The sequence below is a fragment of the Celeribacter sp. SCSIO 80788 genome, assembly GCF_051054295.1.
Taxonomy (GTDB): Bacteria; Pseudomonadota; Alphaproteobacteria; order Rhodobacterales; family Rhodobacteraceae; genus Celeribacter.
On record NZ_CP150482.1, the window covers coordinates 893,010 to 912,800 of the forward strand.

The 19,791-nt window shown below is 61.1% G+C and carries 21 protein-coding genes; 14 read left to right on the plus strand and 7 right to left on the minus strand.

Going from position 1 to position 19,791, the window contains the following annotated elements; all coding sequences use genetic code 11:
* The first annotated feature begins 42 nt into the window (after positions 1–42).
* The 7 genes from V1471_RS04635 to lpxB all read left to right on the plus strand — a co-directional run bounded on the left by V1471_RS04635 (position 43) and on the right by lpxB (position 6,785).
* On the plus strand, positions 43–174 hold the full coding sequence (locus V1471_RS04635) for a hypothetical protein (RefSeq protein ID WP_434287151.1): 132 nt from the start codon (positions 43–45) through the stop codon (positions 172–174).
* Positions 175–376: 202 nt separating this feature from the next.
* Complete coding sequence (gene bamA, locus V1471_RS04640) at positions 377–2,731, plus strand: outer membrane protein assembly factor BamA (RefSeq protein ID WP_434287152.1); 2,355 nt, start codon at positions 377–379, stop codon at positions 2,729–2,731.
* A 12-nt stretch (positions 2,732–2,743) separates the two neighbouring features.
* Positions 2,744–3,346: an OmpH family outer membrane protein gene (locus V1471_RS04645; RefSeq protein WP_434287154.1), complete on the plus strand. Its 603-nt coding sequence runs from the start codon at positions 2,744–2,746 to the stop codon at positions 3,344–3,346.
* A 156-nt stretch (positions 3,347–3,502) separates the two neighbouring features.
* Positions 3,503–3,970 (plus strand): 3-hydroxyacyl-ACP dehydratase FabZ, encoded by a 468-nt coding sequence (gene fabZ, locus V1471_RS04650; RefSeq protein ID WP_096804959.1) that lies wholly within the window; start codon positions 3,503–3,505, stop codon positions 3,968–3,970.
* A 10-nt stretch (positions 3,971–3,980) separates the two neighbouring features.
* Complete coding sequence (lpxA, locus tag V1471_RS04655) at positions 3,981–4,781, plus strand: acyl-ACP--UDP-N-acetylglucosamine O-acyltransferase (protein WP_434287155.1); 801 nt, start codon at positions 3,981–3,983, stop codon at positions 4,779–4,781.
* A gap of 4 nt (positions 4,782–4,785) precedes the next feature.
* On the plus strand, positions 4,786–5,568 hold the full coding sequence (locus tag V1471_RS04660; RefSeq protein WP_434287156.1) for an LpxI family protein: 783 nt from the start codon (positions 4,786–4,788) through the stop codon (positions 5,566–5,568).
* Positions 5,565–6,785 (plus strand): lipid-A-disaccharide synthase, encoded by a 1,221-nt coding sequence (gene lpxB, locus V1471_RS04665; RefSeq protein ID WP_434287157.1) that lies wholly within the window; start codon positions 5,565–5,567, stop codon positions 6,783–6,785. The genes V1471_RS04660 and lpxB overlap by 4 nt, the downstream gene beginning before the upstream one ends.
* Before the next feature lie 38 nt (positions 6,786–6,823).
* Here the strand turns inward: lpxB and V1471_RS04670 are convergent, their stop codons facing one another.
* Positions 6,824–7,093, minus strand: coding sequence for a zinc ribbon domain-containing protein (locus V1471_RS04670; RefSeq protein ID WP_434287158.1), 270 nt, complete (start codon positions 7,091–7,093; stop codon positions 6,824–6,826).
* A 107-nt stretch (positions 7,094–7,200) separates the two neighbouring features.
* Here V1471_RS04670 and V1471_RS04675 point away from each other — a divergent pair, with 107 nt between their 5' ends.
* On the plus strand, positions 7,201–7,497 hold the full coding sequence (locus V1471_RS04675) for a hypothetical protein (RefSeq protein WP_434287159.1): 297 nt from the start codon (positions 7,201–7,203) through the stop codon (positions 7,495–7,497).
* Here V1471_RS04675 and V1471_RS04680 read toward each other — a convergent pair whose 3' ends face one another.
* Together V1471_RS04680 and mnmA are read right to left on the minus strand one after the other, a co-directional pair.
* Positions 7,498–7,878, minus strand: a complete 381-nt coding sequence (locus V1471_RS04680; RefSeq protein ID WP_434287160.1) for a lysozyme inhibitor LprI family protein — start codon at positions 7,876–7,878, stop codon at positions 7,498–7,500.
* 12 nt (positions 7,879–7,890) lie between these two features.
* Positions 7,891–9,036 (minus strand): tRNA 2-thiouridine(34) synthase MnmA, encoded by a 1,146-nt coding sequence (gene mnmA / locus V1471_RS04685; protein ID WP_434287161.1) that lies wholly within the window; start codon positions 9,034–9,036, stop codon positions 7,891–7,893.
* A gap of 127 nt (positions 9,037–9,163) precedes the next feature.
* On the opposite strand from mnmA, the gene V1471_RS04690 reads away from it, so the two are divergent.
* From V1471_RS04690 to V1471_RS04710, 5 genes are all read left to right on the plus strand, one after another.
* Complete coding sequence (locus V1471_RS04690) at positions 9,164–9,442, plus strand: DUF1153 domain-containing protein (protein WP_066709690.1); 279 nt, start codon at positions 9,164–9,166, stop codon at positions 9,440–9,442.
* Positions 9,443–9,557: 115 nt separating this feature from the next.
* On the plus strand, positions 9,558–10,277 hold the full coding sequence (gene ctrA / locus V1471_RS04695; RefSeq protein WP_434287162.1) for a response regulator transcription factor CtrA: 720 nt from the start codon (positions 9,558–9,560) through the stop codon (positions 10,275–10,277).
* A gap of 147 nt (positions 10,278–10,424) precedes the next feature.
* Positions 10,425–12,569 carry an NAD-dependent DNA ligase LigA gene (gene ligA, locus V1471_RS04700; protein WP_434287163.1) on the plus strand — a complete coding sequence of 715 codons (2,145 nt, stop codon included), beginning with the start codon at positions 10,425–10,427 and terminating at the stop codon, positions 12,567–12,569.
* Positions 12,566–14,659, plus strand: a complete 2,094-nt coding sequence (gene recG, locus V1471_RS04705; RefSeq protein ID WP_434287165.1) for an ATP-dependent DNA helicase RecG — start codon at positions 12,566–12,568, stop codon at positions 14,657–14,659. Before ligA ends, recG begins: the two co-directional genes overlap by 4 nt.
* Before the next feature lie 121 nt (positions 14,660–14,780).
* Positions 14,781–14,903 (plus strand): hypothetical protein, encoded by a 123-nt coding sequence (locus V1471_RS04710; RefSeq protein ID WP_274377293.1) that lies wholly within the window; start codon positions 14,781–14,783, stop codon positions 14,901–14,903.
* A 186-nt stretch (positions 14,904–15,089) separates the two neighbouring features.
* Here V1471_RS04710 and V1471_RS04715 read toward each other — a convergent pair whose 3' ends face one another.
* Positions 15,090–16,448, minus strand: a complete 1,359-nt coding sequence (locus V1471_RS04715; RefSeq protein ID WP_434287166.1) for a methyl-accepting chemotaxis protein — start codon at positions 16,446–16,448, stop codon at positions 15,090–15,092.
* Between the two features lie 103 nt (positions 16,449–16,551).
* Positions 16,552–17,016 (minus strand): iron-sulfur cluster assembly scaffold protein, encoded by a 465-nt coding sequence (locus V1471_RS04720; protein ID WP_434287167.1) that lies wholly within the window; start codon positions 17,014–17,016, stop codon positions 16,552–16,554.
* 65 nt (positions 17,017–17,081) lie between these two features.
* Between V1471_RS04720 and hisI the strand changes: the two genes are divergently transcribed.
* Entirely contained in the window at positions 17,082–17,474 is a 393-nt protein-coding gene (gene hisI / locus V1471_RS04725) for a phosphoribosyl-AMP cyclohydrolase (protein ID WP_434287168.1), read from the plus strand.
* Between the two features lie 50 nt (positions 17,475–17,524).
* On the opposite strand, the gene gluQRS is transcribed toward hisI, so the two are convergent.
* Both gluQRS and trmFO read right to left on the minus strand, forming a co-directional pair.
* A complete protein-coding gene (gene gluQRS, locus V1471_RS04730) occupies positions 17,525–18,379 on the minus strand; it encodes a tRNA glutamyl-Q(34) synthetase GluQRS (RefSeq protein ID WP_434287169.1) in 855 nt (284 codons plus the stop codon).
* Positions 18,379–19,725 (minus strand): methylenetetrahydrofolate--tRNA-(uracil(54)-C(5))-methyltransferase (FADH(2)-oxidizing) TrmFO, encoded by a 1,347-nt coding sequence (gene trmFO, locus V1471_RS04735; protein WP_434287170.1) that lies wholly within the window; start codon positions 19,723–19,725, stop codon positions 18,379–18,381. The genes gluQRS and trmFO overlap by 1 nt, the downstream gene beginning before the upstream one ends.
* Between the last annotated feature and the right edge of the window lie 66 nt (positions 19,726–19,791).

The window sequence follows — 19,791 nt, forward strand, 5'->3', positions numbered from 1 at the left end:
CGGGATGATCCGCGCCGTTTCGCGATTCAGTGGAAGCCAGACATGACCGCAATCCGCGCAAGCTACCGCAGCCTCAGCCAACTCGCCGATCTCAACTGGGACCGTCTGCTCTATGCCGCGACCATCGTCGTGGCGCTGGCGGCGGGATCGTTCTTCGGTCATCTGTTCCTCTGAACCGCTGTCGCGTCACAGGTGTCGCGTCACAGTGCGGTCGGGCGGCGGAACCGCGCTGATTTTTCCCTGAAAACAAGATGAAGGGCTTTCGCTTTCGGCGAAGGCCTTTATGCTGTGGTCAAACCGGCGCGTTCCGTTTTGACAAGGGGCGGCAATCCCGGTACTCAGCTAGGGACTTGTGGGGAATTTCGAGAAAGCTGCCATGTTCGCATTCAATGATCGTCCGACCCGTGGGGCAACGCGTTTCGCGGCCCGCGCTTTTGCTCTGTCTTTCGCGGCTTTCGCTGTTACGTCCGTGTCTTACACGGCGTTTCCGATCCCGGCCGCGGCTCAGGCCTACCGATTCACCAATGTCTCCGTCGAGGGCGCGCAGCGGGTGTCGCCGGACACGATCCTGTCCTATGCGGGAATCGCCCGCGGTCAGGGCGTCTCGGGAGCCGAGCTGAACGACGCCTATCAGAAGGTGCTGGCCTCCGGCCTGTTCGAGACCGTCGAATTCATCCCGAGCGGCAATACGCTTGTGATCAAGGTGGTGGAATTCCCCGTGGTCTCCGCGATCTCCATCGAGGGCAACAAGAAAGTGTCCGACGACGCGCTGATGTCGGCCTTGCAAACGAAAGTGCGCCGGGTCTATTCGCCCGCCACCGTCGAGGCCGACGCCGCCGCGCTCACCGAGGCCTATGAGGTCAAGGGCCAGCTCGTCGCCACGGTGACGCCGAAGATCATTCGCCGCCCGGAAAACCGCGTCGATGTGGTGTTCGAGGTGACCGAGGGCAAGGGCGTCGAGATCGAGCGTCTGAGCTTTGTCGGCAACCGCAGCTATTCCGACAACCGGTTGCGCCGGGTGCTCGAGACCAAGCAGGCGGGATTTTTCCGCTTCATCGTCGGGCGCGACACCTATGCCGAGGACCGCGTCGAGTTCGACAAGCGGGTGTTGACCGATTTCTACACCTCGCGTGGCTATATCGATTTCCAGGTGCTGAACGTCGCCGCCGAGTTTTCCCGCGAGCGCAACGCCTATTTCATGACCTTCAACCTGCGTGAGGGCCAGAAATACGAGTTCGGCAAGATTTCCGTCGCCTCCGAGATCGCCGAGGCCGATGGTGCCGAATTCCTCAAGGTCAACAAGATCCGTGAAGGCCAGACCTATTCGCCGCTCGCCGTGGACAACACCATCGAACGGATGGAAACTCTGGCGACGGACAAGGGGATCGATTTCCTGCGTGTCTCGCCGCGGGTGACGCGCAACGAGCGGACCCAGACGTTGGACATCGAATTCGTGCTGGAGCGCGGGCCGCGGGTTTTCGTCGAGCGCATCGACATCGAGGGCAACGCCACCACGCTCGACCGGGTGGTGCGGCAGAAATTCAAGACCGTGGAGGGCGACCCGTTCAACCCGCGTGAAATTCGCGAGGCGGCGGACCGTATCCGGGCGCTGGGGTATTTCTCCAATGCCGACGTGAACACCCGTCAGGGCTCTGCCGAGGATCAGATGATCGTCGATGTGAACGTGACGGAGAAACCGACGGGGTCGTTCTCCTTCGGGGGCAACTATTCCGTTTCGGAAGGCGCCAACCTGATCGCGTCTTTCAGCGAGGCGAACTTCCTCGGGCGCGGGCAGAAACTGTCCTTCAACCTGACCACCGATATCGAAGATGGCAGCCTCACCTTCAACTTCGTTGAACCCGCCTTTCTTGGCCGGGATGTGGCGTTCGGTATTTCTGCCGGGCTTGGGACCTCGCAACCCTCTTATGCCGAATATATCACCCGCCGCGCCTATGTGTCGCCGCGCCTGACCTTCCCGGTGTCGGAAAACGGGGCGCTGACGGTCAACTATCGTGGTGAGATTGCCGAGATCGTCGAGGATGAGGATTATACGGATGAGGGCTATACCTATCCAGTGCAGATCCAGAACGACATCGACGCCGGGCGTCTCACGACCCATTCCTTGGGCTATTCCTACAGCTACGACACCCGTCGCAGCGGGTTGAACCCGAATGCCGGGATGCTGTTCAAGTTCGGTCAGGACTTTGCCGGTCTGATCGGGGGCGATACGGATTACATCAAGACCTCGGCCGAGATCACCGGCGAGATGAAGGTCTGGCACGAAGAGGTGACGCTGCGGGCGACCTTCGAGGGCGGGGTGATCGACGCCGATGGCGACAGCCGGATCACCGACCGCTATTTCAACTCCTCCTCGGTCATCCGCGGTTTCGAACCGGGTGGCATCGGGCCGCGGTCGTCCAACAACGATCTGGCGCTCGGCGGCAATTATTATGCTGTGGCGCGTCTGGAGGCGAATTTCCCGCTCGGTCTGCCCGAGGAATACGGTCTCTCCGGGGGGCTGTTCTTTGACTATGGCTCTGTCTGGGGGCTGGATGACACGACGGATATCATCGCGGGCTCCGACGATCTGAACTGGCGCTCCGTGGTGGGGGCCTCGATCTTCTGGACCACGCCGATGGGGCCGTTGCGCTTCAACTTCACCAAGGCGCTCGACAAGGAAGAGTACGATCAGGAACAGAGCTTCGATCTGACCATTTCCTCGAGCTTCTGACGGGGGCTTGGGATGCGGCTTGCGGCGGTTCTGATCAGTGCCCTGTGCCTCGCTCCGGTGACGGCACAGGCGCAGGCGCAGGACGGCGCGACAGCGGTGTCGCCGGAGGCGGAGAAGGTCAGGACCAAGCTGGTCTTTCCGGTGCTGGTGTTCGATCGCTCTCGGGTCGTGGCCCAGAGCGTCTCTGGCGCGGCGCTTGAGGCCAAGGTCGAGGCCGCGCGCACCGAGCTTCTCGAGGAGAACAAGCGCATCGCCGATGAGCTTGAGGCCGAGGAGCAGGCGCTTGCCGACATTCGCAACAGTTTGAACCCGACGGAGTTTCGCAGTCGGGCGCAGGCCTTCGATGAAAAGGTCGTGGCGATCCGGGTCGAGCAGGACCACAAGGCGCAGGCGATCCAGACGCAATATGACGACGGACTGTCGGTGCTTGAAGAAGACATGAACACGGCGCTGACCCGCCTCGCACGCGATTTCGGCGCGGTTCTGGTGTTCGAGCGCGGGCAGGTCTACCTGATGAGTGGGGCGATTGACGTCTCGGGGCTTCTGATCGAACGGCTCGACGCGGAGGCGGCAGAACCTTCGAGCGAAGCGCCTGCGGCAACGGAGCCGGACTGAGGGCGCTTGTCAGCCCTTGCCGCGATTGTTACAGGATTGTGGGAAAATGCCATCCCGCCCGCTCAAGGGCCGCGTGCGGGCCGGACCGGGGACGGGTCCGCGGTGTGAGGACGGCCCTGAGACAAAGACGGCCCAGAGCCAAGCCGGGGACAAGACATGACCGAGACCACCAAACCGACCACAGCCGACATCGACCTGATCCAGCGCATCCTGCCGCATCGTTACCCGTTTCTGTTGGTGGACCGCGTGGTGGACATCGTCTGCCCGGAAAGCTGCACCGGCATCAAGAACGTGACCTATAACGAGCCGCATTTTCAGGGCCATTTCCCCGGCGAACCGGTGATGCCCGGCGTGACCATCGTCGAGGCCATGGCACAAACCGCAGCGGTGATGGTCGGCGTCCATATGGATTTGGCCGACAAGGTGTTCAACGTCTATTTCATGAACATCGACGGCGTGAAATTCCGCCGCAAAGTGGTTCCCGGCGATCAGCTCAAGATGCATGTCACGGTGAAACGCGGCGGTGGCAAGGTCTGGAAATTCGACGGCCGCGCCGAGGTCGATGGCGAACTGGCCTGTCAGGCCGAGTTCACCGCGATGATGGACCTGACGCCGAAATCCTGAGGGCAAGACGATGAGCATGATCGACCCGAGCGCCAAAATTCACCCGTCTTCGGTGATCGAAGAGGGCGCCGTCATCGGCGCGGGCTGCGAGATCGGCCCGTTCTGCCTTGTCGGGCCGAAGGTGCGCCTGCACGACCGGGTCACGCTCAAATCCCATGTCGTCGTCACCGGCGACACCGAGATCGGCGAGGACACCACGGTTTTTCAATTCGCCTCCATCGGCGAGATCCCGCAGGATCTCAAGTTCAAGGGCGAAGAGACGAAACTGATCATCGGCAAGCGCAACCGCATCCGCGAATACGTCACGATGAACACCGGCACCGAGGGCGGTGGCGGCGTGACGCGCGTCGGCGATGACGGGCTGTTCATGTCGTCCTGCCACGTCGCCCATGACGCGCAGATCGGCGATCGGGTGATCCTCGTGAACTCGGTTGCGGTCGCGGGTCATTGCCATATCGAGGACGATGTGATCATCGGCGGGCTCTCGGGCATCCACCAATGGGTGCGGATCGGGCAGGGCGCCATCGTCGGCGCGCTCTCCATGGTCACGGCAGACGTGCTGCCGCATGCGCTGGTGCAGGGGCCGCGCGCCGAGTTGGATGGGTTGAACCTCGTGGGTCTCAAACGCAAAGGCGTCGACCGCGACGACATCAACCAGCTTCGCGCGGCGTTTCAGATGCTGAAACAGGGCGAAGGTTCGTTCAAGGACCGCGCCCAGCGTCTGACGGAAGATTTCGACAGCGATTACGTCGCGCGCATGGTGGCCTTCGTCATGGGCGAGAGCGACCGTGGTTTCCTGACCCCGAAATAGTACCATGACCCGAACCGCGATCATCGCCGGATCGGGCGTGTTGCCCCGGCTTTTGGCCGAGGCGCTCAATCATCCGGTCTATGTCACGCTCGACGAGACCGCGGTGCCCGCGGGGATCGACCATGTCACCGCCCGGATCGAGAAACTCGGGCGGTTGTTCAAGGATCTGAAGGCGCAGGACGTGGGGGCCGTGGTCTTTGCGGGCGCGATGGCGCGGCCCAAGGTCAATCCGATGAAACTGGATCACCACGCTTTTCGCCTCGCCCGCAAACTCGGCAAGGGCGACGACGCGCTCCTACGCGAGGTTCTGGCGCTGTTCGAGGATCAGGGCTTTCTGATCCGGGCTGCGACGGAGATTTGCCCCGATCTTTTGCTTGCGCCCGACACGCTTTGGGGCCGCAAACCGTCGCGCGAAGACCTCGACGACGCGGCGCGCGCGCAGGCGGTGCTCGACGCCCTGTCGCCTCTCGACGTGGGCCAGGGCGCGGTCTGTGCAGGCGGTCAGATGTTGGGGATCGAGACGGTGCAGGGCACGGATGCGATGCTGTCTTTCGTGGGCGCAACGCCCGAGCGGTTGCGCCGTGCCAAGGGCGTCTTCGTCAAAGCACCGAAACGCGGGCAGGACCTGCGCATCGACATGCCGACGATCGGCATCGAGACGGTGGAGAAAGTGATTTCCGCCGGGATCGGGGGCATCGTGGTGCCGGCCGGGCGGGTGATCGTCCTTGAACAAGAGCGCGTCAAGGCGCGCATCAAGGAGGCGGGGCTGTTCCTGAAAGCGCAATGAAACGAAGCCAGAAAGAAGACGGCGCGAAAAACCGGGACAATGTCGCCGACAGGTTCGCGGGCCAAAAGGTCAAGGTTTTCGTCGTTGCGGGCGAGGCCTCGGGCGACAAGCTGGGGGCGGCGGCGATGGCCGGGCTCAAATCGCTGGTCGATGTCGAGTTTCGCGGCGTCGGCGGCGTGCGCATGGCGGAGGAGGGGCTTTCGAGCCAGTTCCCGATGTCCGAGCTGTCGCTCATGGGCATCGCGGAAATCCTGCCGAAATATTTCCACCTGAAACGCCGCATCCGTGAGGTGGCCCGCGCCATTCTCGAGTGGCAGCCCGATGTGGTGCTGACCATCGACAGCCCGGATTTCTGCCTGCGCGTCGCCGATCTGGTGAAGGCCGAAAGCGACATTCGGATTTGTCACTATGTGGCGCCCACCGTTTGGGCCTGGCGGCCCGAGCGCGCCGCGAAGATGGCGAAACGGGTGGATCAGGTGCTGGCGCTGTTTCCGTTTGAGCCGCCTTATTTCGAGAAAGTCGGCCTCAGATGCGATTTCGTCGGTCACCCGGTGGTGACCGAGGAGCTGGCGAGCTTCGATGCGGTGATGACCTTTCGGGACACTTACGACCTGATCAACAAACCCATCGTCCTGATCCTGCCCGGATCGCGCAAAGGCGAGGTCAGCCGCCTCGCGCCGATCTTTGGCGAAGCTCTGGGGATTTTTGCCAGGACCCACCCCGATGCGGGCTATTGGCTGGCCGTCGCGCCGGGGCTTGAGGATCATGTGCGCGAGGCGATCAAGGATTGGCCCGTCGAGGTCGAATTGTTCACCGACCCGCTGAGCAAGACTGTCGCCTTCCGGGGCGTGGATGTGGCGCTGGCGGCCTCTGGGACGGTGTCGCTGGAACTGGCGGCCAATGACACGGCAATGGTGATTGCGTACCGGATGAACTGGCTGACCGAACAGATCGTCAAGCGCAAGCTTTTGGTCGACACGGTGACTTTGGTGAATCTCGTGTCCGAGACCCGTGTGGTGCCGGAATTCCTTGGTCCGAACTGTGTGCCGCAAAAAATCGCCGCGAGCCTGTCGCATGTGGTCAACACGCTGGGCCACGATCAGCGCGCGGCCATGAAGCTCACGATGAAGCGGCTCGGGCGCGGGCAGGACGCGCCGGGGCTGCGGGCGGCGCGGGCGGTGCTCGAAGGCATTGCCGAGGCCAAAGCCGCAGAGTGAGTATTTTCACAGCAAAGGAAACGCGGAACGCGCGCGCGTCAGGCGGCGCTGCGCCAGCGTTCGAGATGCGGGATGTGGCGGGTTTTGAGCCAGACCATCAGTGGGATGGTGCCGTGTCCGCGCAGTTTCTCGGCACAGAATTCCTGCATGTCATGGACGGTCATCTCGGGATCGACGAATTGACCATCGAGGTAGCAGAACGAGCAGAAATGGTCGGATCTTGTGCCGTCGATGTTGCGCCCGCCGCCCAAGGGGTCTTGGGACAAAGGCATGCCGCAGCTTTGGCAGAATTTCATCGGGGATGTCATGGCGCAGCCCTCCATTGCAACCATGAGGAGAAGGCTAAGGCGACTCATCGCGGCGATTCTTTGCGCTCGGTCAATTCGAGGCGTAGTGTGATCGCCGGAGGTGCGCGATGGGTCGAGCCGTTTTCTATGTTGCTTTGATGTTTTGTGCCCTGTCGGTACAGGCCGATGACCTGACGGTCGGGGATTTGGTCGCGGAGACCGCCCGTGGGGCGGAGATTTACGCCGAGAAATGTGCGCGATGTCATGGCGTGGCGATTGAAATGGTCCTCGCGCCCGAGGATGCGCCGCGAGTCGCAGCCTTTCTGGCCAGCCACAAGACGCGCTTCGATCAGGATCGCACCGATCAGGACAATGCCGATCTGGCCGCCTATCTGGTGAGCCTGTCTCCCACTCAGCGCGAGTGATCAGTTGATCTGAGATTCGATCTCTTTGGTGCGTGCGCGGGTCAGTTCGACCCGGCACGACCGGATTGCGATCCCCGTGCCGGAGCCGCCGCCAAACCCCGCGCCGACAGAGTCGCATTGCGCATCGCGGTAGGTTAGCCACGCGGTTTGCGACGCTTCCAGAGCGGGCAGGGCAACGTCGCGCCCGGTGATCTCATCGAGCTCCTGCGCGGAGCTGCGGGCAAAGCCCAGCATGATCTCCATCGCCGCGTTCGCTTTTTCCTCGGTCTCGGCCACACAATCGGCGATCTCGACCTGCGACCCGAGGCCGATAGAGCATTCCGTCGACGGATCGGCGAAAGCCGCCACCGGCAGGAGGGCGATCAAAGCGAGGCGTTTCATCTCAGTGTCCTTTCAGCGGCCTTTCCAGATCCAGCCGCCGCCATAGATGCGCGGGCTTTCCGGATCGTAGAACACACAGGCCTGCCCTGGCGAGACGCCTTCTTCGGCGACGGCCAGTTCGACCTCCGCTTCGGTCTCCGAGATCGGGCGCACGATGGCCTCGCGCGGCGGGCGGGTTGAGCGCACCTTGACGTCCAGAACCCATTCCTTGCGCGACATAAACGGTTCATCGCCCAGCCAGTTGATCTCGCGCACCGGAATGGTCCGGGTGGCGAGCATGTCTTTCGGCCCGACAACCACCTGCCGGTTGTCGACATCGAGCTTCACCACATAGAGCGGATCGGCCAGCCCGCCGATGCCAAGCCCGCGGCGCTGGCCGATCGTATAGTGAATGACGCCCTTATGGGTGCCCAAAACATTGCCATTGTGATCGACGATCTCGCCCGGCTCGGCCGCACCGGGGCGCAGTTTCTCGATCACCTGCGCGTAATTGCCATTCGGCACGAAACAGATGTCCTGACTGTCGGGCTTGTCCGCGACCGACAGCCCGTATTTCGCCGCCAGCGCCCGCGTCGCGTCTTTCGACGGCAGATGCCCAAGCGGGAAACGCAGATACGACAGCTGCTCCGGCGTGGTCGAGAACAGGAAATAGCTCTGATCGCGGTTCGGGTCCGCCGCCGAATGCAACTCCGGCCCGTTCTCGCCCATCACGCGTTGGATATAATGCCCGGTCGCCATGCAATCGGCATCGAGATCCTTCGCGGTGTTCAACAGATCCTTGAACTTCACCCGCTCGTTGCAGCGGATGCAGGGCACGGGGGTGGCCCCCGCCAGATAGCTGTCGGCGAATTCGTCGATCACGGCATCCTGAAAGATGTTCTCGTAATCGAGCACATAATGCGGGAAGCCCATCTCTTCGGCCACGCGCCGCGCATCGTGAATGTCACGCCCCGCACAACACGCGCCCTTCTTGGCCAGGGCCGCGCCGTGGTCATAGAGCTGCAATGTCACCCCCACCACGTCATAGCCTTCTTCGGCCAGTTGCGCCGCCACGACGGACGAGTCGACGCCGCCCGACATGGCCACGACCACGCGGGTGTCCTTGGGGGGCTTGGCAAAGCCCAAAGAGTTCAGCGGGTGTGCGCCGTCGTCAAACATGAACAAATCCTTTCGGGAACTGCCCCGCTATATAAGAAAATTCGAGCTATTCTCAAGTCCCGGCTTCACCCCCCATTAAGAGGATTGCGGCACAAAGGCTGTGCAATTCAAGATGAGGGTGAGCGTTATGTATCTCAAGAAAGTCGATGGCCCCCGTGCGGTGACCCTTCCCGATGGGTCGATCATGACCCGTGCCGACCTGCCGCCGAAGGACACCCGCCGCTGGGTCGCCTCGCGCAAGGCCGCCGTGGTGAAGGGCGTCGTCTTCGGACTGATTCCCGTCACCGAGGCGTTGAAAATGTACGGATTGTCCGAAGAGGAGTTCAATTCGTGGAAAAATGCGATCACGGAACATGGCGAAGCGGCGTTGAAAGCCACCTCTGTGCAGAAATATAGACAACCTTGAGTTGAAATCCGAAAAAGGTTAAATCTGGTAACGTGTAGTTAACCATTTTTAGCCATCTTCCTAACAAGCGAACGCAACAAGAACGTCATTGGAAGAAAAACGGAGAGCCAAGGTTATGCGTATTTTGCTGGTCGAAGACGATCCCACCACCTCGAAAAGCATCGAATTGATGCTGTCGCACGCCAACCTCAACGTCTACACGACGGACCTTGGCGAAGAGGGGATCGATCTCGCGAAACTTTATGATTACGATTTGATCCTTCTCGATCTCGGCCTGCCCGATATGAACGGCCATGAGGTGCTGCGGCAATTGCGCCTCGCGCGCGTCGACACGCCGATCCTGATCCTGTCGGGGGCCGACGATACCGAAAACAAGATCAAGGGCTTCGGCTTCGGTGCCGACGATTACCTGACCAAACCGTTTCACCGCGAGGAACTGGTCGCCCGCATTCACGCCATCATCCGCCGCTCGAAAGGCCATTCGCAATCGGTGATCCGCACCGGCAAGATCGAGGTCAATCTCGATGCGAAAACCGTCTCCGTCGGCGGCAAGCCGGTGCATCTGACCGGCAAGGAATATCAAATGCTCGAACTCCTGTCGCTGCGCAAAGGCACGACGCTGACCAAGGAAATGTTCCTCAACCATCTCTATGGCGGCATGGACGAACCCGAGCTCAAGATCATCGACGTGTTCATCTGCAAGCTGCGCAAGAAGCTTGCCAACGCCACCGACGGCGCGAATTACATCGAGACCGTCTGGGGCCGTGGCTATGTGCTGCGCGATCCGGAACCCGGCAGCGGCCATGGCGACGAACAGATGGCGATCGGGGCCTGAGCCTCTTTGAAGACTGCGTGCCCGGCGATTTCTGCGTCGCCGGTTTGTAACTCGTCGAGACGTTTTCTCCCCTTCTTGGATATCAGACTGGACCTCCCCGCGCCCCTCTCCTAAATCAGAGAGAGGCATCTGCGGGGAGGTATTTTCATGGCTGACGATCTGGACAACGCAAACCACGCCACACTCGACGTCGCCGCGCTGACAGAGGCGCAGGCGCGTGCGGAGCTTGCCCGGCTGGCGGAGCTTTTGGACGGCGCCAACACCGCCTATCACACCGAAGATGCCCCGGTGATGTCGGATGCCGACTATGACGCTCTCAAGCGCCGCAACATGGCCATCGAGGCGCGGTTTCCCGAGCTGAAACGCAGCGACAGCCCAAGCGAACAAGTGGGAGCAAAACCCGCTGACGGGTTTGGGAAAATCACCCATTCTCGTCCACTTATGTCACTTGGAAACCTTTTTAATGACCAAGATCTGTATAAATGGGTCGATAGTATCAAAAAATATCTGAATTTACCTTCAGACGAGCAATTGGCATTTGTAGTTGATCCGAAGATTGATGGCTTGTCAGTAACGCTCAGATATGAAAATGGCACGCTCAAATATGCTGCCACACGAGGTGACCGATTTGTCGGCGAAGATATTACTCAAAATGTCAGGACAATGCCTGATATCCCTACAAGAATAAGTACAAACCTTAGCCACTTAGAAATTCGTGGTGAAGTCTTTATGGCATGGAAAGATTTCATTCAGCTAAATGAAAGGCAAAAAGAGCTAGGAGAGAAGATTTTTGCCAACCCTAGAAATGCAGCAGCAGGCTCTCTTAGACAACTGGACGCCCGAATAACTGCCAAAAGAAAACTGTCATTTTTCGGTTATGCTATCGAAGACGCGAGCGAAGAAATCGCGTCCACTCAATTTGAACTCATTCAATTTATTTCGCGGATTGGCTTTAAGACCATCTCACTAACCAAATTGTGTTGGGAACCAGAAGAAATTCTAAAGCACTACTACTTCATTTTGGAAAGTCGCGCCACCTTGGGCTATGACATCGACGGCGTGGTCTACAAGGTCGACAACCTCGAACTGCAACGCCGTCTGGGCTTTCGCTCGACCACGCCGCGTTGGGCGATTGCGCATAAATTCCCGGCGGAACTCGCCTGGACTCGGTTGGAGGCCATCGACATTCAGGTCGGTCGCACCGGGGCGCTGTCCCCGGTCGCTCGCCTGACGCCCGTGACCGTCGGCGGTGTCGTCGTCTCGAATGCGACTCTGCACAATGAGGATTACATCAAGGGTCTCGATAGCAAGGGCGAAGAAATCCGCGGTGGCAAGGACATTCGCGTCGGCGATTGGGTGCAGGTCTACCGCGCCGGTGACGTGATCCCGAAGGTCGCCGACGTCGATCTTGCCCGACGCAAGTCCGACGCGTTGCCATACGCTTTTCCGACAACCTGTCCCGAGTGTGGGTCGGATGCGATCCGCGAAGAGGGCGACGCGGTGCGGCGCTGTACCGGCGGGTTGATCTGTCCCGCGCAAGCCGTTGAAAAACTGAAACATCTCGTCTCGCGCGGCGCGTTCGACATCGAAGGTCTCGGTGCCAAGCAGGTGGAACAGTTCTACAAGGACGGTTGGGTGAAAGAACCCGCCGATATTTTTGAACTCAAAGCAAAATTCGGCCCCGGAAACCTGTTGCAACTGAAGAACCGCGAAGGCTGGGGCGAGAAATCCTCCCTCAACCTCTTCGACGCCATCGACGCCCGCCGCGACATTCCGCTCGCCAGGCTGATCTTCGGTCTGGGCATCCGGCACGTTGGAGAAAGTTCTGCAAACCTGCTTGCAACCCATTATGGAAATTGGGAAAATTTTGAGGCCGCGATGAAATCTGCCACCGTCGGGACCGGTGCGGAATGGGACGATCTGCTGTCGATCGACGGTGTGGGCGAGGTCATGGCGACCTCGGTGATCACCACCTTCCACCAAGAGGCCGAACGCGCCTCCATCGACCGTCTGGTCGCGCATCTGCGGCCCATCGAGGCGGAAAAACCGCAAAATGACAGCCCGGTCAGCGGCAAAACCGTGGTTTTCACCGGCACGCTCGAAAAAATGACCCGCGCGGAGGCCAAGGCCCGCGCCGAGGCACTTGGCGCGAAAGTCTCGGGCTCGGTCTCGGCAAAAACCGATCTGGTGGTGGCCGGTCCGGGGGCCGGATCGAAAGAGAAGAAAGCCCGCGAGTTGGGCATTGAACTCTTGGATGAAGACGGCTGGCTTGCGCTGATCGGGGACGCATGAGTTCGGGGCGGCCGGATATCCTGTTTCCGCTGTTCGCGGGTCTCGAAACCCTCGCGGGTGTCGGACCTAAAACCGCGAAGCTCTTGCCCGCGCTCGGGATCGAGCGGCCTCGTGATCTGCTGTTCACCCTGCCGAATGCGGTGGTGGACCGGAGGCGGCGCGACAGTCTGCGCGAGGTTGTCCCCGGCGACATTGCGACGGTCGAGGTCACGGTGTTGCGCCACCAGCCGCCGAGCCGCAAGGGGCTGCCGTACCGGGTGATCGTCGAGGACCGCGAACTGGCGTTTCAGGTGGTGTTATTTCGCGGTGCGCCGAAATGGATCGAGGCGCAATTGCCGGTGGGCGAGCGGCGGCTGATCTCCGGCAAGGTCGAGATGTACGATGGCCAGTTTCAGATGCCGCATCCCGATCACATTCTGCCGCCCGAGGAGGCGGGAGAGTTGCCGGGGTTCGAACCTGTCTACCCGCTGACGGCGGGCGTGACGCAGAAAACCATGGCCAAAGCCAGTGCGGCGGCCTTGGAGCGGGTGCCGGAACTGGCGGAATGGATCGACCCGGCGCTGAAAGCGCGCGAAGGCTGGCCGGATTTCGACGTGGCGCTGGATCAGGCGCACCGGCCCCTGTCGCAAAGCGAGATCGCGCCAACCAGTGCGGCGCGGCAACGCCTGGCCTATGACGAATTGTTCGCGCATCAGGTGACGCTGGCTCTGGCCCGGGCGCAGGTGCGGCGCGGCAAGGGGCGGGCGAATGAGGGCAACGGGGCGCTTCGTGGCAAGGTTTTGTCTGCGCTGCCGTATCGTCCGACCGGCGCGCAGGCGCGCGCGATGGAGGAAATCGCCGCCGATATGGCGGGGCCGCAGCGGATGAACCGGCTGTTGATGGGCGATGTCGGATCGGGCAAGACGCTTGTGGCGTTGATGGCCCTGCTGGTCGCGGTGGAGGCGGGCGGGCAGGGTGTCATGATGGCGCCGACGGAAATCCTTGCGCGTCAGCACCTTGAGGGGTTGCGCCCGATGGCGGAGGCGGCGGGCGTGGTGCTTGAGCTGTTGACCGGGCGGGACAAGGGGCGCGCGCGTGAAGAGAAACTTGCCGCACTCCGGCGTGGCGATATTCACATTCTGGTCGGCACCCACGCGGTGTTTCAGGAGGATGTGGAATTTCACGATCTGCGGCTGTCGATCATCGATGAACAGCACCGGTTCGGCGTGGCGCAACGGCTGGCGCTGTCGCAAAAGGGTACGGCGGTGGATGTGCTGGTGATGACCGCAACGCCGATCCCGCGCTCACTGTCGCTGGCGCAATATGGCGATATGGATGTTTCGGTTCTGGACGAAAAACCGCCCGGACGGACACCGATCAAAACCGCGCTGAGTTCCGTCGAGCGGATGGACGAGGTGATCGCCCATCTCCGGGGCGCGATTGCGCAGGGGCGGCAGGCCTATTGGGTTTGTCCGCTGGTCGAGGAAAGCGAAGTGGTCGATATGATGGCCGCCGAGGAGCGGTTCAAAGCCCTGCGCGCGGCGTTTGGCGAGGGCCATGTCGGGATCGTGCATGGTCAGATGGCCTCAGAAGACAAGGACCGGACCATGGCGGAGTTCGCCGCCGGGCGTCTGGCGGTTTTGGTGGCGACGACGGTGATCGAGGTGGGGGTCAACGTGCCCAATGCCTCGATCATGGTGATCGAACGGGCCGAGCATTTCGGATTGGCGCAGCTGCACCAGTTGCGCGGACGGGTCGGGCGCGGCGATGTCGCTTCGACCTGTTTGCTGATGTACAAACCGCCGCTTGGCGAAAGCGGCCGACGACGACTGGAGCTTTTGCGCGAGACGGAAGATGGGTTTCGCATTGCCGAGGAAGACCTCGCGATGCGGGGCGCGGGTGATGTCCTCGGTACGGCGCAATCCGGCCTGCCGCGGTTTCGCGTGGCCGATCTGGAGCGGCAATCGGCGCTCATGGCATTGGCGCAATCGGATGCGCGCAAGCTTTTGCATGACGATCCGAAACTTGCGACCGACCGCGGTGCGGCAGTGCGTGTTCTTTTGTGGCTCATGGGCAAGGATGAGGCGATCCGTTTGATTTCAGTGGGTTAGTCGGAATTCACATCGTGTAATTCCATTTTGTTCGCGAATGTTCTCAAAAAGTTCTTTACAGACTTCGGGCAATATGAGAACAAATTGGCAACAAGTCATTAACCATGATGCCGAGGATGCCATGATCAACGACCTGAAATCCGTAGTCGCCCGTTCGCAAGCCACGCTGTTCGAAGATATGCTCGGTGCGGTGGCCTTGCTTGTCATCCTCATGGGGGGCTTGTCCTTGCCAGCGTTGCTTTGATCGCTGCCGATCGAGACGCCTCGCGCCATTTCTATTCTGCCTGAGATCTGACCCCGACCCGCACTCCGGCTTTCTGCTGACACTCACCTGTTCCCGTCAGCGGTGCACCTCATCCCACCGACCGTTTTGCGGAGCTCAGATCCGACTGCCGCCGCCTTCGTTCCGAAGTGCGGCGGTTTCTTTTGTTCAGAACGTGTAGGCGAGGCGCAGCCCGCCCCAATGTTGCCCGTCGGCGAAGATCGGGGCGGAGACGTCTTTCATCATGACGAATTTTCCGCCGCCCATGTCGCGGCGATAGACCTGCAACAGGAAGGGTTCGGTGTTGCGCCCGGCCTTGAGACCGACGCGGTCGTTAAAGATACGACGGTTGCGCGAATTGGCGGCGTTCCATGCCGCGTCCTTGCCCTGTGGTTGCGAGAATTTCTTGTTATGGGTCGGCAGATAGCCGTTCGGGTCGATCGCGGCGCAGAACACGACCTTTGGATCGATCGACAGCATCGCCTCCTGAACCTCCGGCAGAACGTCATCGGCGAATTGTGTGAAACGCGCCATATGCTGTGCCGGATTGGTGCCGGCGAGTGGCGTATAGCTGCGGTCGAACAGATCGGCGTGCGAAATCCGACCGGAGGCGAGGGCGTCGGTGAAGAGGGCGGAGATATCTGCCGCCGCCTGACGGGTCTTGTCGATGAAGAACCGGTCTTCACTGGCGCCGCCGAGGGCCACGGCGGTCTGGAAGATGGTTTCCGAAGTGTCGACCAGCTTTTCGACACGCGTGTTGGCGATATGGATACCCTCCGCCGTATCGTGTGCGATGGTGCCGATCGTATCGAAGGCGGGTTGGAATTTCTCCACCGCGTCCTGTACTTTCTCGGCCTGATAGGCCATGGTTCGGGTGGCGGAATGGGTCTGGCGGACCCCATCGGCGATACCGGTCAGGGCGTGATCCGCCTCGGTCGCATTGGCAATGACATGAGAGGCATCCGTGGACACGGTCCCCGCCTCGTCGCGCAGTTTCCCGACCCAGGTCGACAGGGTGGAGATGTTTTCCTCGATCGCGCCCGCGGCCCGCGCGGTCTTCTGCGACAATTCGTTGATCGCCTCCGCCACGACGCCGAAACCGCGACCGCTGTCTCCGGCGCGCGCGGCCTCAATCTTGGCGTTGATGGCGAGGATGTTCACCTGACGTGCAATGTCGGCGATATGGGCATTGTTGGCCTCGACCGCTTCGAGCGATTTCGCGACGCGTTCCATGCGTTCGGCCAGTTCCTGTACCCATGCGGCGACGCTTTGCGATTTCTGGCCGCTTTCACGCACGAAGGCCACGGACCCCTCGACCTTTTCAAGAGTCTGATCGGTGATCCCTGTGACGGAGGCCAAAGCGCTGCGCACCGCACCATTGGCTGTCATCACGTCGGATGCGGCGGCCTGCGCCTCACTCAGAGTGCGGATCTGGTCTTGCGATTGGCGGTCGACCGTATCGAGGAAGCCCGCGATATCGACCACTTCGAAACCGAGACGGCCCGCGTAATCGGCGAGCTTCGTCATGCGCTGATCTGCGGGTTGGGCCCCGTCAAACTCGGGATTTGGAATCATGAACACCTCCGGATTGCTCCGGATCATGGCGCATGGGTCTTACGCTTCGGTTAAGTCAGTCTGGATTTTTGGAGAGGTTTTCCAGCGTTTCGAAGCCGCGACAGGTGGCGGTGAGCGCCAGAAGGATGGAACCGTGGCGGTTTTTGAAGTCGCGGGCGGGAAGGAGGGCCTCGAAGCCTTCGAAGGGGGCGGAAGGCACGGGACCGTTTTCCTTGAGAAAGGCCGAAAGCTCGTCGCGCGCCCGGATCAGTTCGGCCTCTGTACGGCCGATGACGTGCCGCCCGAGCACGGAGGCTGCCGCCTGACCCAAGGCACAGGCTTTCACGTCCTGCGCAAACCGGGTGACGCGCCCGTCTTCGACATCCATATCCACGGTCACGGTGGAGCCACACAAGGGCGCGCGCTCCTTGACCGACACCATCGGCGCCTCCAGCCGCCCGGTCAGCGGGATCGCCGCCGCAAGCGCCAGAAGCGTGCCGGAATAGAGTTGCGCGAGTTCGGTCGAGGATTGTGCGGACATGGTTTGCCTTTCGGGATCGGGTTTCATAGATAGGGCAAACGTTCCCGCTTGGAAAGGACAGGCCCATGTGCAGCGCTACGTGCAGCGACGAGAGATTTGGCGCATTCGATGCCGCTCAGTTGACATACGACGACAAGGGGCTGATCCCGGCCATCGCACAGGACCATGCGACGGGCGAGATCTTGATGATGGCGTGGATGAACGAGGCCTCGGTGCGCAAGACACTGGAGACCGGCAAGGTGACCTATTGGTCGCGCTCGCGTCAGGCGTTCTGGGTCAAGGGGGAGACCTCCGGCCACCTGCAAACGCTGGTGGATTTCCGCTTTGACTGCGACATGGATTGCATTCTCGTTCTGGTCGATCAGGCGGGGCCTGCCTGCCATACCAACCGGCGCTCGTGTTTCTACCGTTCGGTGCAGAACGGTGAGGCGGTCGAGCTGATGAAGCCGATGATGTGAGTATTTTTGCCATCAGAAAGCCCATACTGGTTTTCTGATGGTCCAAATACTCATAGCCCGATCAAAGCCTTCACATCCTCGGGGGCAAGGCCTTCTTCACGGAATTTCGAAATCGCCTTGGCGTCCGAGCGTTTGGCAAGCCGCTTGCCGTCTTCGTCGCGGATCAGAGGGTGGTGGTGATAGGCAATCTCCGGCAGATCCAGAAGCGCCTGTAGCAGCCGGTGAATTTGCGTTGCTTCCATGAGGTCGGCGCCACGCACGGCTTCGGTGATGCCTTGGGCCGCGTCGTCAATCACCACGGAGAGGTGATAGGCGGCGGTGCCGAGGTCTTTGCGGGCCAGAACGATGTCGCCGACGCCGTGGATGAGGTGAGCGGCGTCGAGGCGATGCGTGCCGGTCTCATAGGGGCCGGTTTCCTGCCATGAGAAACGATTTACATCTCTCAGATATTCAATGGATTTTTCCATATCGAGGCGGATCGCGTCGCCGGGCTGGAAAGAGGCCATGGTGCGGCTGCGACAGGTGCCGGGGTAAATCACCCCATCGGGACCCATTGGGGCACCTTCCTGCGGGGCCGACAGCGCGTTCATCACATCACGGCGGGTACAGGAGCAGGGATAGATCAGGCCGATTTCATCGAGCCTTTTCAACGCACTTGCGTAAATGTCTTCGCGTGCCGTGATGTGCAGGACCGGCTCCGGCCAAGCGATCCCGAGCCATCTGAGATCGGCGTAGATCAGCGCCTCCCATTCCGGGCGGCAGCGGCTTGTGTCGCCATCCTCGATGCGCAGGAGAAAACGACCGTTTTGCTCCCGTGCACGGGTGTAAGCGGTGAGCGCGGAGAAGGCGTGACCCAGATGCAGAGGCCCTGTGGGGCTTGGGGCAAATCGGGTCACGTAGGGCATCAGGATTGCCCCTCAAGCCATTGGCTAAACTCTTCTTTTGCGCGATCCGTATAGCCTTTGTAACGCTCTTTACGGCCCTTGCGTCCGCCGCGCAGGCCATCCAAAGGCGGGAAGAGGCCGAAGTTGACGTTCATCGGCTGGAAGGTCTTGGCCTCTGCGCCGCCGGTGATGTGGTTCACGAGCGCGCCCATGGCGGTGGTGAACGGCGGCGGCGGAAGATCGCGGCCCAAAAGCTCGGCGGCGGCCATGCGACCGGCCAGAAGCCCCATGGCGGCGCTTTCGACATAACCCTCAACGCCCGTCACCTGACCGGCAAAACGGATGTTGGGACGCGATTTCAACCGCATCTGATCGTCCAGAAGCGTCGGCGAATTGAGGAAGGTGTTGCGGTGGATGCCGCCCAAGCGGGCGAAGGAGGCATTCTCCAGACCGGGGATCATTTTGAACACCTCAGTCTGCGCGCCGTATTTCATTTTTGTCTGAAATCCTACAATGTTATAGAGTGTTCCTAAGGCATTGTCGCGGCGCAGTTGCACCACGGCATAGGCCTTGTCCTCGGGCTTATGCGCATTGGTCAGGCCGATGGGTTTCATCGGACCGTGGCGGAGCGTCTCGCGGCCGCGTTCGGCCATGACTTCGATCGGCAGGCAGCCGTCGAAATATTTCGCGGTCTCACCTTCGTGGAACTCGGTCTTCTCCGCCGCCAAAAGCGCGTCGATGAAGGCCTCGTATTGATCCTTGGTCATCGGGCAGTTGAGATAGGCTTTCTGCTCTTCCTCGGTCTCGCCCTTGTCGTACCGCGACTGAAGCCAAGCCACATCCATATCGACGCTCTCGGCATAGACGATGGGGGCGATGGCATCGAAAAACGCCAGACGGTCGGCGCCGGTCTCAGCCGCGATGGCTTCGCCGAGCGCTGGCGAAGTCAGCGGGCCGGTCGCGAAAATCCACATGCCATCGGAGGGCAGCTCGGTGATCTCGCCATATTGAACGGAGATATTCGGATGCGCCATCAGCGTTTCGGTGACGTGATCGGCGAAGGCGTCACGGTCAACCGCCAAAGCGCCGCCTGCGGGCAGTTTGTGCTTGTCCGCCGTGGCCATGATCAAGCCGTTGGCGGCGCGCATTTCCCAATGCAGCAAGCCCACGGCATTCTGTTCGTCATCGTCCGAGCGGAAGGAGTTGGAACAGACCATCTCGCCGAATTTGCCGCTTTGATGCGCAAAGGTTTCGACCTCGGGCCGCATTTCATGCAGCACGACCTTGATGCCGAGATTGGCGGCCTGCCATGCGGCCTCGGACCCGGCCATGCCGCCGCCGACGATGTGAAGTGTGTGTTCTGTCATGACGTCCTGCACCATTTTAGGATGGGGCTTAGTCGTGATGGCCCGGCATGGCAAGGCCGTGTCCTG

Bases quoted from the DNA above. Each gene is read 5' to 3' on its own strand.
- V1471_RS04635 (WP_434287151.1), top strand. From the start codon at position 43: ATGACCGCAATCCGCGCAAGCTACCGCAGCCTCAGCCAACTCGCCGAT.
- bamA (WP_434287152.1), top strand. From the start codon at position 377: ATGTTCGCATTCAATGATCGTCCGACCCGTGGGGCAACGCGTTTCGCG.
- V1471_RS04645 (WP_434287154.1), top strand. From the start codon at position 2,744: ATGCGGCTTGCGGCGGTTCTGATCAGTGCCCTGTGCCTCGCTCCGGTG.
- fabZ (WP_096804959.1), top strand. From the start codon at position 3,503: ATGACCGAGACCACCAAACCGACCACAGCCGACATCGACCTGATCCAG.
- lpxA (WP_434287155.1), top strand. From the start codon at position 3,981: ATGAGCATGATCGACCCGAGCGCCAAAATTCACCCGTCTTCGGTGATC.
- V1471_RS04660 (WP_434287156.1), top strand. From the start codon at position 4,786: ATGACCCGAACCGCGATCATCGCCGGATCGGGCGTGTTGCCCCGGCTT.
- lpxB (WP_434287157.1), top strand. From the start codon at position 5,565: ATGAAACGAAGCCAGAAAGAAGACGGCGCGAAAAACCGGGACAATGTC.
- V1471_RS04670 (WP_434287158.1), bottom strand. From the start codon at position 7,093: ATGACATCCCCGATGAAATTCTGCCAAAGCTGCGGCATGCCTTTGTCC.
- V1471_RS04675 (WP_434287159.1), top strand. From the start codon at position 7,201: ATGGGTCGAGCCGTTTTCTATGTTGCTTTGATGTTTTGTGCCCTGTCG.
- V1471_RS04680 (WP_434287160.1), bottom strand. From the start codon at position 7,878: ATGAAACGCCTCGCTTTGATCGCCCTCCTGCCGGTGGCGGCTTTCGCC.
- mnmA (WP_434287161.1), bottom strand. From the start codon at position 9,036: ATGTTTGACGACGGCGCACACCCGCTGAACTCTTTGGGCTTTGCCAAG.
- V1471_RS04690 (WP_066709690.1), top strand. From the start codon at position 9,164: ATGTATCTCAAGAAAGTCGATGGCCCCCGTGCGGTGACCCTTCCCGAT.
- ctrA (WP_434287162.1), top strand. From the start codon at position 9,558: ATGCGTATTTTGCTGGTCGAAGACGATCCCACCACCTCGAAAAGCATC.
- ligA (WP_434287163.1), top strand. From the start codon at position 10,425: ATGGCTGACGATCTGGACAACGCAAACCACGCCACACTCGACGTCGCC.
- recG (WP_434287165.1), top strand. From the start codon at position 12,566: ATGAGTTCGGGGCGGCCGGATATCCTGTTTCCGCTGTTCGCGGGTCTC.
- V1471_RS04710 (WP_274377293.1), top strand. From the start codon at position 14,781: ATGATCAACGACCTGAAATCCGTAGTCGCCCGTTCGCAAGCCACGCTG.
- V1471_RS04715 (WP_434287166.1), bottom strand. From the start codon at position 16,448: ATGACGAAGCTCGCCGATTACGCGGGCCGTCTCGGTTTCGAAGTGGTC.
- V1471_RS04720 (WP_434287167.1), bottom strand. From the start codon at position 17,016: ATGTCCGCACAATCCTCGACCGAACTCGCGCAACTCTATTCCGGCACG.
- hisI (WP_434287168.1), top strand. From the start codon at position 17,082: ATGTGCAGCGCTACGTGCAGCGACGAGAGATTTGGCGCATTCGATGCC.
- gluQRS (WP_434287169.1), bottom strand. From the start codon at position 18,379: ATGCCCTACGTGACCCGATTTGCCCCAAGCCCCACAGGGCCTCTGCAT.
- trmFO (WP_434287170.1), bottom strand. From the start codon at position 19,725: ATGACAGAACACACACTTCACATCGTCGGCGGCGGCATGGCCGGGTCC.